Source organism: Halorussus sp. AFM4 (assembly GCF_051194995.1).
Classification (GTDB): Archaea; Halobacteriota; Halobacteria; order Halobacteriales; family Haladaptataceae; genus Halorussus.
In genome coordinates this window covers 287879-304186 of the sequence record NZ_JBNTJT010000003.1, presented here as the reverse complement: position 1 = coordinate 304186, position 16308 = coordinate 287879, and the positions used below count along the sequence as shown (strand labels likewise).

Below are 16308 nucleotides of genomic sequence, written 5' to 3'. Positions count from 1 at the left end.
TATCTAAATCCTACGGAGTTCGCCATTACTACCGTCGTAAATCCGTCCTTCGTTTTTTAACACCTCCACATCATGCTTCAATTTCTCCTGAGACGCATCAATGGCGTCCTCGAGATCTGAGAGTACAGCCCCCTCGAGCTCCTGAATAGTCTGCACGATTTCCTTGCGGCGGTCTCGCTGGCTCTTAGAGGCCTCTGCTTCGATGAGATCTACGTCGAATTGGCCATTCTCGGGATCGTAGCCAACTTGCCTCATCGACGCCTCCACGAGGTCGATAGCTCGTTTCACGTCCTCGCTGTCGATGGTCTCAGACAAGCGAACACGAGCCGACGCTTCTGCGATTCGTTGGATAGCTTCTACTTTCCGGTATGTTAGTGGAACTGGATTATCTCCATTTTTGTCCGATGTAGCCTGCCGGAAGTTAACGAAATAATTGTTGAGTTTCTCTTTCACCGTCTCGTCCTTCAAAATTGGATGACACGACTCCTTCGCATGAGCGATGTAGGCACGTAGCGTGTCGGGTGGAATGCGGGGTTCGACGGCCTTCTCTTCGCTTTCGGTCAGTTCTTCACCTTGAGTATGCTTCGCTGCGGCCTGCCGCGACTCGATCATGTGATTGACAACGTCCCGATCTCGCTCGGCGTCCGGGGCGTCTGAGACCATGAACATGAGGTCGAAACGGGTGAGAAGCGTCGGGCCCATGTCGATTTGCTCGGCCTTCGGCTGGTGGGGGTCGAACCGGCCGTGCTTTGGATTCCCCGCCGCGAGGAGCGCCGTGCGTGCGTTCAGGGTCGTGTTGATGCCCGCCTTGTTGATGTGGACCTGTTGGCTCTCCAGGGCGTCGTGCATAGACGAGACCGCGTCGTCCTGCATCTTATCGATTTCATCGACACACGCGACGCCACCGTCGGCCAACACGAGCGCGCCAGCTTCGAGCCCCCACTCAGCGTCTCCGAAATCGTCTGAGACCGCCGCCGCAGTCATGCCAGCCGCGGACGCCCCCTTTCCAGAGGCGTACGTGGAACGCGGGGCGATCTTGTCCACCCAACGGAGGAAGGTGGACTTGCCACAACCAGGATCGCCCAAGAGTAGAACATGCCAGTCACCGCGGTCGCGATTGCCGTCGGGATACTCGTGGGCCCATCCGCCGAAGAGTTGGAGGGCGATTGCGAGCTTGACCTTCTCGTCGCCCTCGTGCTTCGGATTCACCGAGTCGACGAGGAGGTCGTACGGGTCACCCCGCTTGCCAGTCGCGATGGCGTGGATATCGTCCAAGTGATCTTCGACGTTGATGTCCTCGTAGTCGCTCTCCTCACAAACGACAGCACGAGCTGATAGGCTGGTATTGTAGTCTCGAGACTGCTCCTGTCGGGGGTCTTCGATATCGAGAAGCCCAGTCAAGGTTATGCGGTCTCCGGCGTTAAACGCCTCTGTGAGATCGTCTTCGAGGTGGACGTCGACGGTCTGTCCCTCACCGCTTCGGGTTCGCTCCGGTGGTTGCTGGAGACGAGCGAACTGGTGATCCGTCCATTTGCTCTGTCGTGTACGAAGGCTGAATGGGCCCTGACGCTCACAGCCCTCACACTCGTACGGATCTTGACGTTTATCGCCAGACTGCGGGACGGTGGTGGGAGCTCCACAGCGTTGGCACTCAAAAACCCCTTCTTCAAGTCGTGGTCTAACTTTCGAAACTTTTTGGACCTGCCCTCTGACGTCGAGAAGAGCGCCGATGTTGTCGTGACGGCTGACCTCATTCACCTCGATTGTCTGGGGGAGGTTGTAAATCCGTACATGGGCATCCTCAAGCTCTATATCGATAGGTAGGTCGTAGAGGCGGAGGGCCTCCTCAAAGTACTCCCGTATCGCCTCAGGCGCTTGGAGGACGTCGTCGGCGATCTCGGGGTCGTACTGAAAGATGTCTTCATAGTCGATATATAGCGAACGTTGTTCGCTCGGGTATCGTTCAGCGAGTTGTGCGATAGCCTCGGCGTAGTATCTACGGAGGAACTGGTCCAGCCGGTGTACAAGTTCGGCGTCTTCGGCTCCTGTCATGATTCTGGTGTTGATGCGGTTTGAATCTGTGATGGCGTCACAACACCTGGGGCGGGTGTTAATTCCGTCCCGGTGCGAGCGGTGCGAGCGGATTGCAGACGTACTATTATCTATCCCTCTGTTATTTACAGAAACCCTGTACCGTTCAGAGTTTCATTCCTCAAATGTTTCTCTCAAGATTCACCCGGGTTGGCGGGGGCTTCCCACCTCCTAGGTGTTGTGAGAGCTTCACAGCGACTCCCTCGCCGTGAACTTCTTCGGCAAGTCCTCGCTTTCGAGGCTCAATTTCAATCGACTCTCCCCGCCCGACGCCCCATCGTACCAAAGAACGCGTTCATCACCGACGAGACGCACTGCACGTTCCATGTCTCGGTAGATGGTCGTCCGATCCACGTCCGGATACTGCAGCGCTGCCTCGGCCTCGTCTCGATTTACGGACGACTTCGCGGGCCCACCCCGGTCATGTTGCTTCTGAGCCGCCCGGTGGAGGTGCTGGATAATTGCTGTCGACCGTTGTTCACCGTCCATCTCGTCAGAATTTTGGACGAGCGTAAGGATGTCCGTCCGTGAGTCCAACTGGCCGATCTCATCTTCCAATTCTTGGAGGTGTTTTTTCGTAGCCTTGAGTTCAGTCGCGAGTTCGCGATGTCGATCACGTTCGTCTTTGAGTTTATCCTTTAAATAATCGAATCTCTTGGAATGTGCGTCTAATCGACGATCGAAGGCTTTGAGCCGGTCTTCGACAAGGGTTTCCGTCGAATTCTTCGACTTATCTGGATTACTACCTGTCACTCCGACTCCTTCCCCTTTAAGAGGAGCGCCGCGATTCGAGCCACCGGAAGTTCACTGGCTGCTAACTCTTCGAGGTGGTCGGCATTTTGGACGATTTTCTCGTGTGTTTGACACCCACACCGCATACACTCGAACATTTTGTCGCCATTGGCGTGTGAGAGGGTATCATTGGTACACGAAGGGCAACTGAACTCGGCGCACACGCTACCGGCCATCCGTTTCACCACCTTCGCGCCACGGGCGAATTTGAGGGTCGTTAGATCGGTGTATACTGACTGCTTCCATTCCTTGTGGGCCAGTCGCACGGTGTGTTTGACCGCCCGCTAATTTCGGGACCCCGATCATCTGCTCTACTCGAAAAGGGCACCGAGGCCCTCGTTCTCGTCATTAGATCTGTCTTCGTCCCTGTGGTCGGCATGCGTATGATGAGCCGCCCACGACTGCGGGTTTTCAGTACTGAAATTGTGTTCCTCACAGTAGTAGGTTGACGCAGTCGCTTGGTTGAGTGGGGTAGGGAGGGGCTCCGCCTCGGTTTTCATGGCGTCTAAGAGGGTCAGGCGGCCGTCTTCGTGGCCGAGCGCCTCATTGACGAGTTCACGGGGGATATCCCACTCGTCGGTCAGTAGACGATAGAGTGCCTGTACTGGGGTGATTTGATTGTTCAGCCAGTGTAAGACGGTCAGTTTCGTCGAATTTGTATCGTTTGTCATGGGTGTGGTTTCTGCGTCCATGGGTCACAGACCGCAAAGGCCCCCTGTAACCGGGGTGATCTTAAGACAGTACCGTAGGCGATTGATTTCGGGGATGAATCGCCACGTCCCCTCGCCCGGTCATCGTTTCGGTCGTCGCCTCCGTCCGTCTGAGGCTTGCTGTGCAAACACGGGATTGTCGTCCGGGTTGTTTATGATGTAGTACCGAATTGCGGTGCGTATGAGCTCAGATTGGAGTCGGCCTCGTTCTTCGGCGGCCTGTTCAAGCAGTGCCGCAGTTGACTCCGGGAGCCGACACGATTTTGTCTTAGACACGTGAATACATTTCGTGGACCGATGACTTAACTATTGGTCGAAGTGCCGAAAATCGGTCGCCGTCTGGCGATAATTGGACCAATTAATTGGCGGCTGTCAAGCTGGAGGTCCCTACGATCACCTTGGCCAGGAAGTCAGTTAACCACTAAATTCTGCACCATTACCAATAAGAATAGGATTTGACGTATTTTGATGGCACGACCGACACCTCGACATACTGGGTCAACACTGAACCATAGTCAGCCAGGCGGTCACCGCATCAATCATCGGCAGATTGCCAATACACGGTTGCCAACACGTGGTTCGTAGAGTCCACCGAAGTAGGAGCGGTCGCCAATCGATGGCCCGTGGAATGGCAGGAAACGACGGATGCCGTGACCGTGCTTCAATTTGGCTGACGTATTCCAGTCGCCGCTCGACAACTGTGATGAAATTCGGCTACTCGCTCAATCGAGGAACGGCAATAGTAACGTAGCGAGTGGCGGTATTTTGCGGACGGAGATGCCGGGCCGGGGAACTGCACTGTAGTAGACTGTGGACGGGGTCCCGTCCCGTGGCTGTCATCGTTCAGGCGGAGTACGAAGTGACCATGGCGGCCACTCCCATCATGACACTGCAAACTTTGTTAATGTTCAGCTTAATAGGGGGGCATATCACACTAGGAGGGCCGAAGCCAATTTGGTAGCAGTGGTACGGGATGTCAGCCCGGGACGGGACAGCGCCATGGTAAACTAGGACACTCGCAGAGGGCTATCTCAATCAACGGTCTGTCACGGCTTCTCCATAGGCTTTCTGCTAACCTGCATTTACAGGAGATGGTGTGAGCAATTTGTGGTCCAGATTGAGTACATGACTCCGGATATTCTCTATTATTTCTTATCGCTGAAGTTGGAATGCCGTCCGATAAAATATCGAACTTAACAAATAATGTAGTAAGGTTTTCCACAATCGAGCAGAGCAGACTTATACGGGGAATTTAGTTCTAAATATTCTGTCTTGTTCATTTCAGTATAGGGATGTGGACCAAGCAAAAAGGTACTTATTCGAACTGTTTTGCCGCGGTATGTGAGCACAAACCACATACTACATCATGGTGGCTAGTGAGACATGGTTCTCAGTCCTAACGGACTGCCCCGGCGGGAGTTCATGAAACAGTTAGTCGCCGTCGGTGGCTTTGAGGCACTCAAGACCAGTCGACTTTACGAACACGGAGGGGATATTCCGAGAGGGACGTCTGAACCTCAGGAGTTACCAGCTCGGCAGCACGCGTGGAACGGAGTTCTCTCTCAAGACGAACATGGAAACTACGTACTCCCACGCCACCATATTCTCTTGTACATGACCTATAAGAATAACATACCATCATCCTCCGATCGTAGAAAATTGGAAACGGCATTACAATCGCTGGAGCGTGCATACAAGTGGAGCAATAACGGACTACTATTCACCATCGGTTATTCACCTGCATACTTCGACCGGTTCGAGGCACTGTATCTTCCTTCGAGAGTAGATCTGCCCGACCCAACTCGACTCTCACCGGTTGATAACCCAAAATTCGACAAGCAAGATACCGTGATTCACCTGGCAAGCGACCATCCGCAGGTTGTTTTGACAGCAGAGCAGGCGTTATTTGGCGAACTTGACTCGCTCAACGGAGTGACGATGGATGAAACCCTTGACGGTATGTTCGAAAAGGTGGATCGTCGAACCGGATTTGTGGGCGCGGGACTTCCAGCAAAAAATCAGGACGTCGAGGGAATACCCGAGTCGAATCCAGTTCCAAAGGATGCTCCCTTGTTTACTGGGTTCAAATCCAATTTCCAGCAGAACCAGGCTAGCGAGGACTTAGTTACTATCCAGCAAGGCGCGTTTGCAGAGGGAACAACGCAGCATATCTCGAAACTCCGGTTGGAACTCGAAGATTGGTATGACGCCAAGCACGACAAGCGCGTTGCCCTTATGTTTAGCCCGATCCACGCCGAGAAGGAACTAGTCGGTAAAGTTGGTGAGAAACTGAGTGATTCTAGTAAAATGACAGAAGAGATAATTACCCAAACGGAGAAACATGCGAAGAAGTACGGGCAGGTTGGACACGCACAGAAAACGGCCCGAGCACGTACGGCGGATGATTCACCGCTAATTCTCCGACGGGATTTTGATACGACGGACGAAAATCAAGCGGGCGTTCATTTCGTTTCGCTCCAACGAGGAATCGGTGACTTCCGATACACCCGACGTCACATGAATGGAACTACCCTTGCCGCAGAAACGGAACTTGACCAGCAGGTAGGTAACGGAATTTTGGATTTCATTACTGTCGAGCGACGTGGTAACTTTCTCATTCCGCCACGTCGACTCCGAGCATTGCCGCCAGCGCGTCCCCATGATTCTTCTTGATTCATTCTCAGCATCATACTATAATAGGATTTAATAACTATACTAATACAAATTCACTAGTTCCCTCCGATTAAATACAGACATTAATGAAATATGAGTGGGCTGAACATGTCCATGACAGCTATTAACAAGGAGGTCGTTACAGATTTTGGGGGGGGAGGAAGATGACAAACGATAACGAATCGTCTATTGCGGAGAAACTCCCAATAGACAAAATTCGAACGACACGTCGAAAACTCCTGCAGACCAGTGGAGGGGCTGTCGGACTTGGTGCACTAATGGGCCAAGGAACGGCGTGGGACGGTGCATCGGTAGAGGTTGAGGATCAAGTTAAACAGAACGACCAACAAGACGCTCCAGTAACGGACTTCCCGCCGGAACCGACGCCGCGCGATGTCGACGATGCAGCGTACGAGATGATGCATGGACACCGCAAGCGACGCGCGATCTCGGTCGCGCTATCTCATCCGGAAGTCAACAAAATCATCCGGAATTTCTACGGATCCTTCGAAGGCTTCGACGACTGGGTTGGCTACGATACAGTCGGGTTTAACGGATCGGAGAACTTCGAAGTCACAAACGGGGGAATGCAGGGCCTGAGAAATGGACAGCATCCAGTCAGAACGATCAACAATCGGGAAATACGGGCAAGAATAAGCAAGGACGCCGACGAACTAACTGGACTCACCATCGGTGAACCTTTCTCCTACGAGTATACTCGAAAATACGGGGAGGCTGAACAGCGCATTCTTGAGGCGACGGCGCAGAAGGAGCCCGTTAGAAGACTAATCGAGGGAAAGAACTGGTACGTCGGAATTGGGAAGGTGACAAGCATATCGACGTACTCACCACGGTATAAGAAGGGAGAAATTACGTATCCAGTCTTCATCCTCCCGCGAGGTAACGATTACCTGCTCGTAGATACCGGAATTGAGGTTAAAAACTGGCCCGACAATCCCCAGCCAGGGGAACTGGTCTACGCGCAGGCTGTCTATCCGTGGGACGCCGAGAACGTACAAGAGAACAAGTATGGCGTGAAGCCGACTGGACGCGTCAAAGAGCCGCTCCCAAAAGTCGCCAATCAGGTCTCAGTCAACGAGGACCTCCCGCCGGCCAGCGAGATGGACGACGTCCAGCCGTCGGAAAGTCCATGGCTGTTCCGAGGTCACGGTCACTACAGCCCAAAGGTGAAGGTGGATACGCCGCGCCCGGTCAAGCAAAACGGATGGACCGTCGACTGGAAGGACTCCTCAACCGACGGGATGATTTTCAGTGCATCGTACGACGGGACGAAGGTGCTCGACCGTGCTGCGTGTTCAGTCTCGTTGACTTCGTACCCGCCGCACGGGGGCAAGTACAGCACCGAGTTCTTCACGAGTCCTCGCGCCCGCGTCGGCGATCCGCACGGAAACGTGATGTTCCACGACAACCTGGGTCTCACTGGACCGGGGGTGCTGGGGAAGATGGATCTACCGCCACTTGACGAACACTGGGCCCCCGATGACAGGCCGCCGGGCTTCAAACTTCGCTCACATTACCATACGGGGGCAACGTTCGTTCGGGAGTTCCACTCTGGACTCCGATACGGCCCGTACAATTACATCGTCGACTGGCAGTTCTTCGAGGACGGCGTTCTCATCCCGACCTATCAACGGAATGGACCGGGATACGAGACCGGGCACGGGTGGCCAGCCTACGCTTCGATGTTCGCGTTCGACGTGACTCCTGGCGGACAGTCCCAGTCCGAGGTTTTCTGGTTCGACGGAAGCCAGTGGCGTGAACAGCGTGAGGAGGCTCAGCGCATCGCGGGGGTGAATAACATCCTCCGGGTCAAAGAACCAGGTGGCAAGAACGCGATCGACTTCCCGCTAAAGGAACACGACGAAGTGTACATTCTGCGCCACCACGCAGACGAGATGGGTGTCGCCCCACGGATTAAAAATCAGACTCGGGAGAAGAACTTCTGGCATCCCGCCCAGTACATCAACGGCGAGAACGTGTTTGGGCAGAACGTCGTCGTTTGGGTCGTTCGTGCGGCCCATACGGAGACGGTGCCTTACATCTCTGGGACAGTTCCGTTTATCAATCAGGCGGAACTCAACGTCAAAACACTCGAAGATGCCGAAATGCAGGCGGCGCCGCCTGCTGAGACGACAACGGAGGCGCCTGCTGAGACGACAACGGAGGCGCCTGCTGAGACGACAACGACGGAGAGCGACCAGTAGTTACTACAGTCCCTTTTTATTTTTGCGTTACTGCTTTCTTTAGGAGATAGACCTTCCAAAGTAGTTATTTTATGTATGAGTTTCAATCTTTGTTTATCAACAAGAATTACGACTATATTAGGGGGTAGGGAGCTCTCGCACGGAATTCTGCGCGAGTAGGTTGGTTCTCGTGTAGGGGGATTAACGATAAACATTACGCTCTATATTGCTCACAGTCGTTCAAATCTGTCAGCAGATGGGGGTTTCGTTAAAGCCAGTCTACCCCGTGTCGCCTGCGTTTATTACCGGAGTGAAAAGTCAAAATGCCAGTAGTTAATTCGTCAATTCGTCTTGGACAATTGCTCGGATTCGCTTGTCAAGGTTGTCCTCGTCATCAGCGTCGAATTTGGGTAGTGGACGGAGTTCATTGAGGGCCGCGTCCTTTCGGTCATCGTCAGCCTCACCGTCCATATAGAGGCCGCGCTGATTGTCGTAGAGGTCTGTGAGGGTCGACCGTGGGATGCCAGAGTCGGCCGCTACCTGGCGCTTACTCTCGCCATTGGCGATGCGCTCAAGTGCATGACGGATGTCAAGAAATTCCTCGGGATCAACGTGGAGGCGTTTGTCATCGCCGACGTAGAAGCCTCGCGGCGCCCGCCCAGTCCACTTCCCGGCGCGTTGGGCCGACCGAATTCCAGAGTTAATCCGTTCCAGTTTCTGCTGGTGTTCGATTTTCGCCAAATCGCCCATAATATTCGCGATCATGGTATAGATAGTCTGCTGGAGGTCGGGGTCGTCAACTCGGATTGAGAGGCCAACGTCGAGACTCTCGATGCCAGTCTTGTGCTCAAGGCAGTGCTGGATGAACTCGTGGATCTCGGTCGGCCCAAGACGCGAGAGGCGGCTGATTTCGTGGACCACCACCACGTCGTACTTCTCGGCTCTGATGGCGTCCCAGAGCCGCTGGTATTCGTCGCCACCGTTCTCCTTGGCACCGGAGACAATATCGGCGTAGTCGTCGATAGTCTCCACTTCAGGGTAGTTGGCGTCAAGATGGTCGCGTGCCTCGTGGAGTTGGCGGTCAAGATCTTGGTCGGCGGTCGAGACCCGGGCGTAGATAGCGGCCTTCATCTACCTTCTCGTCCATGAGGCTTTGACTTAAACCCACCGGGGTTTTCAACAGGGTGGCGAATAGGTATAGCTTCCCGACAGGTCTTCAGATGACTTCTACGTCTGATTCCGCCCCCCGAGAGTACGTCTGTAACCGGGGCGAGCGCGATTAGGAACTGCTCGGTTTGTTCGCTTCAACCCCACAAGGGTACGTCTGTAACACCGAAAGGTGACGAGCTCCGGCCAGGGGAGCTTGCTTCAACCCTACAAGGGTACGTCTGGAACCGCCATCGAATAATCCTCCACCCCGCCAAGCAGCGTGCTTCAACCCCACAAGGGTACGTCTGGAACGGTGGGGACGCGGAGTGATACGCTGGCGGCGTTGATACTTCAACCCCACAAGGGTACGTCTGGAACTCGACGTTCTGTGTAATTTCCACCGACGCATCCGCGCTTCAACCCCACAAGGGTACGTCTGGAACGGCTGACGCCCGAACCGAGGAAGACCTCTACGAGGAGCTTCAACCCCACAAGGGTACGTCTGGAACCGAGGTTCGCCTCCGGGTTGTAGCGGTCGACCTCGCTTCAACCCCACAAGGGTACGTCTGGAACAGGGTCGTTGAACCGCGTTTTGTAGGGCAGGGACAGGCTTCAACCCCACAAGGGTACGTCTGGAACGCGTTCGAGCCCCATCGTCACTTCGCGGGTCGAGTCGCTTCAACCCCACAAGGGTACGTCTGGAACTGGCTGATGAGCCTCGGCGTCGGCTTCGGCCTGATGCTTCAACCCCACAAGGGTACGTCTGGAACACGACGGCCGGTATTGGTCGGCCTCGCTCGATCGCTTCAACCCCACAAGGGTACGTCTGGAACCGTCGATACGACCGGCATCACGAACCACATCTGCCGCTTCAACCCCACAAGGGTACGTCTGGAACTCGACGAGCTGGTCGCCGAGCGCGTCCATCTTGCTGCTTCAACCCCACAAGGGTACGTCTGGAACTCTCACTCGTGGTGTTCATCATGCGGCTGATGGGAGCGCTTCAACCCCACAAGGGTACGTCTGGAACGCCACGTTGAAGCGCCACCAGCCGGCGCCGACGGCCGCTTCAACCCCACAAGGGTACGTCTGGAACGGTGGAACGGGCTGGCCGAGGAGTTGGTGGGCGAGGTGCTTCAACCCCACAAGGGTACGTCTGGAACGTGTGCATGTCACGGCCGGCCTTCAGTCGGACGAGGCTTCAACCCCACAAGGGTACGTCTGGAACCGCCGTGATCGTCGACGAGACGGGGCCGGACGTCGTGCTTCAACCCCACAAGGGTACGTCTGGAACTGGTCGTTGCGCTCCCGTACGTTCGCGAGACGTTGCTTCAACCCCACAAGGGTACGTCTGGAACTTGGATACGTTCGGTCGACCGGGACGCGAACACGCCGCTTCAACCCCACAAGGGTACGTCTGGAACGCCACCGCTGTCCTTCTGGAGTTGGTGGTTGTCGCTTCAACCCCACAAGGGTACGTCTGGAACGGGAGGAAGCCGCCACTTGAGTCGGACCAGACTTCGCTTCAACCCCACAAGGGTACGTCTGGAACCGCGTACCGCGCCATGCAGGACGTCGTTGTACGTCGTGCTTCAACCCCACAAGGGTACGTCTGGAACGTCGAGCCGGTCCTGGGAGAGATCAGCGTCCGGCCCGCTTCAACCCCACAAGGGTACGTCTGGAACCGGGCGCATCGGTTCGCACGTCGGACCACCGCGTGCTTCAACCCCACAAGGGTACGTCTGGAACCGCGGCTCTCCTCGTCGAGCGGCCGTCCGAGACTGCTTCAACCCCACAAGGGTACGTCTGGAACCACGACCCGGTGAGCGAGCAGCCGGTGATCGAGTGCTTCAACCCCACAAGGGTACGTCTGGAACACCGTCGTGTCGTACTGGCCGTTGAACGTGACCTGCTTCAACCCCACAAGGGTACGTCTGGAACCATGAGCGCGTCCGGCGCCCCGCCGCCGTTTGGCGCGCTTCAACCCCACAAGGGTACGTCTGGAACGAGCGTGACGCGCTGGACGGTCTGGTTTGCAGCGCTTCAACCCCACAAGGGTACGTCTGGAACACGCAGGGGCTCGCCGACCGCGGCGACCAAGTGAAGCTTCAACCCCACAAGGGTACGTCTGGAACAACGCCATGACACGGCCGATGATCCACCCGAAGTCGCTTCAACCCCACAAGGGTACGTCTGGAACGTCCGGGATAGTCGCATACGCGACCTTATACCCCCGCTTCAACCCCACAAGGGTACGTCTGGAACGCGCCTGCGCCGTCGCACCGCCGGACAGCCGGATGCTTCAACCCCACAAGGGTACGTCTGGAACTCAGTCTCGAAATACTCGTTACAGTCCTTACAGCAGCTTCAACCCCACAAGGGTACGTCTGGAACCGCGACGTCCGCGTAACGGTGGACGGGAACTGGCAGCTTCAACCCCACAAGGGTACGTCTGGAACTAGCGGTAAATCCGAGCGCCGTTGCGGTTCTTGTGTGCTTCAACCCCACAAGGGTACGTCTGGAACCTGGGAATACACCCGCAAGAAGGGCGGCATCTACTGCTTCAACCCCACAAGGGTACGTCTGGAACGGGACGCGCATGAGTGGAGACAACGTCCGCGATAAGCTTCAACCCCACAAGGGTACGTCTGGAACCGATTATCCAGCCCGGCACGCCCATGTTCGCTAACAGCTTCAACCCCACAAGGGTACGTCTGGAACGAGGGCGGCGCCGATGACTAACTCGGACCGGAGCGCTTCAACCCCACAAGGGTACGTCTGGAACCATGCCGGATCCCCCGGCCATACGTCCGCTCGTGGCCGAACCCCCATCAAGATTTCCGTCGACCCCCGGTTCACCCCCAGCACCCCGGGGGTCGACGGAAGCGGTCACACCGTGAACCGACTCGACGGGCCACTACCGTCGTCCGAGACGAATCCACCGCCATCGAGCTTGTAGGCGCCGTAGCCCTCGTTACCACGGTGGACGAACACGTCAACGCCGGCGTTGTCCATCCGCCCAGAACGGTCAGCCCGGACGTGCGTCGGCAAGAAATCTTCGAGGTCGCTGACCGGAATCGACACGCGGAGGTCGGCGAGGTCCGATAAGTGGTCGAACCCCTCGCTCGCGTGGCGCTCGAAAGCATCCCCGAGCTCCTCGATGCGTCTGCGGTCCGTCTCGGTGACTGCCACGAGGAGGTCAACGGTCTCGTAACTCTCGTCGATGAGCGACTGCCGACCCAGTTCCTCTGCCCGACACTCGTCTATCATCTCGACCAGCTCCTCATTCGGCCTCGACCGGTTTTCGATGCCCTCGAAGTAGCGCGGTACTGCCTCCCGTTCCAACGTTACGCTGGAGAGTTCCCCGGCTTCACCGTTACAAAGGTCGAGAAGTATCTCTGCGGTAGTGCTGAGGAGGCTTCCGTCGTAGACGTACTTCGACGGTGGCTTCCCATCGTCCTCCTTGTCGTCTTCGACGGCTGCGAGCGTCCAGACGGTTACCTCGCCGCTCTCCGGGCCCCACTCGAACGACCGATTACACCGGCCAGCGGTCTGCACGACACTGTCCAGCGGTGCGACGTCCCGGTACGCTCTGGCAAAGCTGACGTCTACTCCGGCCTCGATGGCCTGCGTCGCGACGAGCGCGAACGGAACCCCCGCCGTCGAGAGTACGTCGGCGACGCGAATTAGGACACGTCTGTCGAGTGGCCGGTACCGGGAGTTAAACGTCGCGACGTACCGTCGATCCGAGCAGTCGTCGGTCGAATACCATTCGTCGCTCGCTCCGTCGTACTCGAAACCGAGTGCCCGGAGTGTCCGTGAGGTGAGGTTTTCGTGACTGGGGAGTTCGTCCAAGTCGGTGTCTAACTCTTCAAGGACGTCCTCGTAGACTGCTCCGACGTGCGTTACAGAATGGCCGTTCGCGCGGAACTCGGTTTCGAGACACTCGGTCAGCTCTCGCGAGCTACCGATAGTGTTGCAGACCGCGAGCACCGAGCGTCCGTCGGTGGTGGCACGCGTCGCGCTGGCGATTTCCGACGCGGCCGCCTCGTGGGAAATCGGCGTCCCCCCACTCGCCGGTGCGGCCGCCAAAACGGACGCGTGGACGTCGTAGCGCACTCGTGCCACGGCTTCGGAGGACCAGCGCTCGAAGGAAGAGTGGGATTCGGACTCGGTCTCCGCCGCTCGCAGTTCCGCTTCGACCTCGCCCTCCAGAGGCGTCAACAGTGACTGAGCGTCGAACTCCCCCTCGGTGAACAGCGTCGGCTGGGTCGCGGTCATCGAGATAATGCGGGTGTCGTACTCGTCTAGCAGTAGCCGCGTAAGTCGGCGTATCGCGTCCCACCAGCGTATTGGAAGCGCCTGAGGTTCGTCGAGGATGATGATCGCGTCTCGAAGTGCAGGTAGCTTCAGCCCCTGCGCGTTCGTCGGCCCTGCGAGGCTCTCGAACAACTGGACGAACGTCGTTAGGACGACGCCGGACCGCCAGCTTTCGCCGAGGAGTTCGGCGTTCGACGGTCGCGCGTCCGTCTCGGCCTCCCCGGTCGCCGGGTCCGCCTCGCCATCGGTGTATGTGACCGTCTCCGCGAGGTAGTGATGGACGGTGAACTCGTTCGTCTGTGGGTCGGCGTCGAAGATGTCCTCATCCTCAAAAACATCGCGCGTCTGTTCGATAATCGAAGTGTACGGGAGCGCGTACACAACTGTCGGTTCCGACTCGCGCCCCCGTCGTTCGGCGAGAGCGTCGCGGAGTTCGAACGCGGCGGTGATGCCGGTGAATGTCTTCCCGAGTCCGGTCGCAAGCGTGAGCGTCCCGACCTCGGCGTCGACCAACTGTGGCGCGTTCGCGCGGACACGCTGCCGGGCCGTCTCACGTAGAACGTTCAGTGACGCTTCGTCCGTCGGGTCGAAGTCGGCCGCGTCGATAGCAACTTCACCGGTACCGGACTCTGCTTGGAGGGTTTCGACGTACTCGTCCAGTCCGTCTAGTTCCAACGTCTCCGCTTTGAGGTCGCAGTCTCCCAGACCGCCCGCGGCGGTCTTGTCGGCGAACGTTAGACAGCTCCAAAGTCGCGTCATCCGGTCGTAGAGCCCGTCCGGAAGCGCTTCGTCGGCTGCTCTCGTCTGCGAACGACCCTCCGTGACGGCTTCGAGAAGATCATCGAACAGTGCACCACTCTCGAAGGCCTCAACGAATCCCTCCCATGTACCGACTCCACCGGTCGCTTCGTCCAACAACGTAGCCGCGACTTCGCGGCTAGGGTCGTGCGACTGGACGTGCTTGACCTGGACTTCGGCCCAGTTAGTCGGTCTGTCGTCCTCCTGTTCGTCTCGTACAGTGCGAATCGTCGCGTCCGCGAAGTCAGGGAGGCGGCCGTGATGGCGCAGAATCGCCCCCCACGCTGCGAGTCGGTCGCGTTCGGGCGCTCCTAGTTCGGCGAGGGCGTAGTACGCTACAAACGCACCGAGTCGCGCGTGGTAGGTGTACTGTCGGGGCTCCGGGTCGGAACGCTCCGGACGAACGTACAATTGGAACGTCGGGGCGACCTTGCCGAAGTCGTGGAGCCACCCGAGACAACGAGCGACCACACCCTCGGAGAGTTCTGTGCTTCTCTCGGGCGTATTTTCATTTCTTTCGGATTTCGCTGTATCTCTTGTTTTCGACCCTCGTCCGCCCAAGTCGCTCTCAAACCGGCCGAGCCACGCCGTTCGATCAGCAACTTGCTGGGCGTGGTCTACCAGCAGTTCACCGTCCTTGTTCGCTGAGATTCCGTCCTCGTCTCCCGGTCGGGAAATGATTTCGTCGGGGAGGTCGCGGGCAGTCATCGGTCAGTAGAACGCCACCGTCCGTCCCCCGACCTCGCCGAGTGCAAGTCCGTCGCCGGTGCTCTCCAGTGGGTCGTCGTCGGCAGTGAAGGCGTAGTCGACGAACTCGGTCGTCCGGCGATTGCGCCCGTCAGCTTCCATGGCGGCTGGGAGTCGCTCGACGTGGTGAGGTGTTCCCGCACGTGGAACGACCGTCTCTACGGCCTCCGGAATCGCCGAATCGACCGTAACTGGAGAATCGTCGGCCGAAACCGGAGTTACCTCGTGTTCGACCCCGGCGTCTGGCGTCTCGACGCGAGCGAGCAGTTCCGACAGCCCCAGCGAGGGTGGATAGTACGACGTGCCGCATTCGAGGTGATGTTTGAGCGCGGCGTGGAAGTCCGCGTCCTCGACGCCGACGTAAAGTCGATAAGCCGGGTCTACGACGTACTCGTAGCTGTGAATCTGGCGGTTATCGGTGGTGTCGGGAAAGCTTACGGAGATTCCCTTGCCTCGAGTCTTACCCACAGAGTCGAACGTCTCGTCGGGATTTGTCCCGACACCGAGACTCGGCTGTGTTGTCGTGCGAAGTTCGCCGACGACCTCGACACCTACTGCAGACACTGCCGGATCAAACACCTCGTAGTACTCGTCGCGGTCGACGCCCACGATGGCGGCGAGTAGTCCGGCGACTGTCGTCCGAGGTGGCAAGCGATACGTCTGCTTCGTGACCGTCCGGTCGATGCGACGGAAGTGCGCCCAGTCGCCGCTGACCGTGCAGACCAGACACGAATCGGGCAGGCCGTTCACGACCACCGGCGGCGTCTCGTTCCGATTCGGCGTCGGGTCGGTCGGGGCAGCGTTCGTGTTAGTCACGTCGGACC

Annotated in this window: 9 protein-coding genes and 1 CRISPR repeat array; of the genes, 2 read left to right on the top strand and 7 right to left on the bottom strand. The window is 57.4% G+C overall.

Annotated elements, in window-relative coordinates; genetic code table 11:
* Positions 1-3 precede the first annotated feature (3 nt).
* The 4 genes from ACQUQF_RS14555 to ACQUQF_RS14540 all read right to left on the bottom strand — a co-directional run bounded on the left by ACQUQF_RS14555 (position 4) and on the right by ACQUQF_RS14540 (position 3869).
* Positions 4-2052: a minichromosome maintenance protein MCM gene (locus ACQUQF_RS14555; RefSeq protein WP_435179823.1), complete on the bottom strand. Its 2049-nt coding sequence runs from the start codon at positions 2050-2052 to the stop codon at positions 4-6.
* Positions 2053-2280: 228 nt separating this feature from the next.
* On the bottom strand, positions 2281-2844 hold the full coding sequence (locus ACQUQF_RS14550; protein WP_435179822.1) for a hypothetical protein: 564 nt from the start codon (positions 2842-2844) through the stop codon (positions 2281-2283).
* Positions 2845-3194: 350 nt separating this feature from the next.
* Positions 3195-3575: a hypothetical protein gene (locus ACQUQF_RS14545; protein ID WP_435179821.1), complete on the bottom strand. Its 381-nt coding sequence runs from the start codon at positions 3573-3575 to the stop codon at positions 3195-3197.
* Between the two features lie 99 nt (positions 3576-3674).
* The gene (locus tag ACQUQF_RS14540) at positions 3675-3869 is read right to left on the bottom strand and encodes a ribbon-helix-helix protein, CopG family (RefSeq protein ID WP_435179820.1); all 195 of its coding nucleotides are present in this window, start codon (positions 3867-3869) and stop codon (positions 3675-3677) included.
* A gap of 1107 nt (positions 3870-4976) precedes the next feature.
* Here ACQUQF_RS14540 and ACQUQF_RS14535 point away from each other — a divergent pair.
* Both ACQUQF_RS14535 and ACQUQF_RS14530 read left to right on the top strand, forming a co-directional pair.
* The gene (locus tag ACQUQF_RS14535; protein ID WP_435179819.1) at positions 4977-6266 is read left to right on the top strand and encodes a DUF7405 family protein; all 1290 of its coding nucleotides are present in this window, start codon (positions 4977-4979) and stop codon (positions 6264-6266) included.
* Positions 6267-6430: 164 nt separating this feature from the next.
* Positions 6431-8491 carry a hypothetical protein gene (locus ACQUQF_RS14530; RefSeq protein ID WP_435179818.1) on the top strand — a complete coding sequence of 687 codons (2061 nt, stop codon included), beginning with the start codon at positions 6431-6433 and terminating at the stop codon, positions 8489-8491.
* Positions 8492-8803: 312 nt separating this feature from the next.
* On the opposite strand, the gene ACQUQF_RS14525 is transcribed toward ACQUQF_RS14530, so the two are convergent.
* From ACQUQF_RS14525 to cas5b, 3 genes are all read right to left on the bottom strand, one after another.
* The gene (locus tag ACQUQF_RS14525) at positions 8804-9601 is read right to left on the bottom strand and encodes a recombinase family protein (RefSeq protein ID WP_435179817.1); all 798 of its coding nucleotides are present in this window, start codon (positions 9599-9601) and stop codon (positions 8804-8806) included.
* A gap of 170 nt (positions 9602-9771) precedes the next feature.
* Positions 9772-12404: a CRISPR direct-repeat array (repeat unit 30 nt; unit sequence GCTTCAACCCCACAAGGGTACGTCTGGAAC).
* Positions 12405-12508: 104 nt separating this feature from the next.
* Positions 12509-15445 (bottom strand): CRISPR-associated endonuclease Cas3'', encoded by a 2937-nt coding sequence (locus ACQUQF_RS14520; protein WP_435179816.1) that lies wholly within the window; start codon positions 15443-15445, stop codon positions 12509-12511.
* A gap of 3 nt (positions 15446-15448) precedes the next feature.
* Positions 15449-16300 carry a type I-B CRISPR-associated protein Cas5b gene (cas5b, locus tag ACQUQF_RS14515; RefSeq protein ID WP_435179815.1) on the bottom strand — a complete coding sequence of 284 codons (852 nt, stop codon included), beginning with the start codon at positions 16298-16300 and terminating at the stop codon, positions 15449-15451.
* Positions 16301-16308 lie beyond the last annotated feature (8 nt).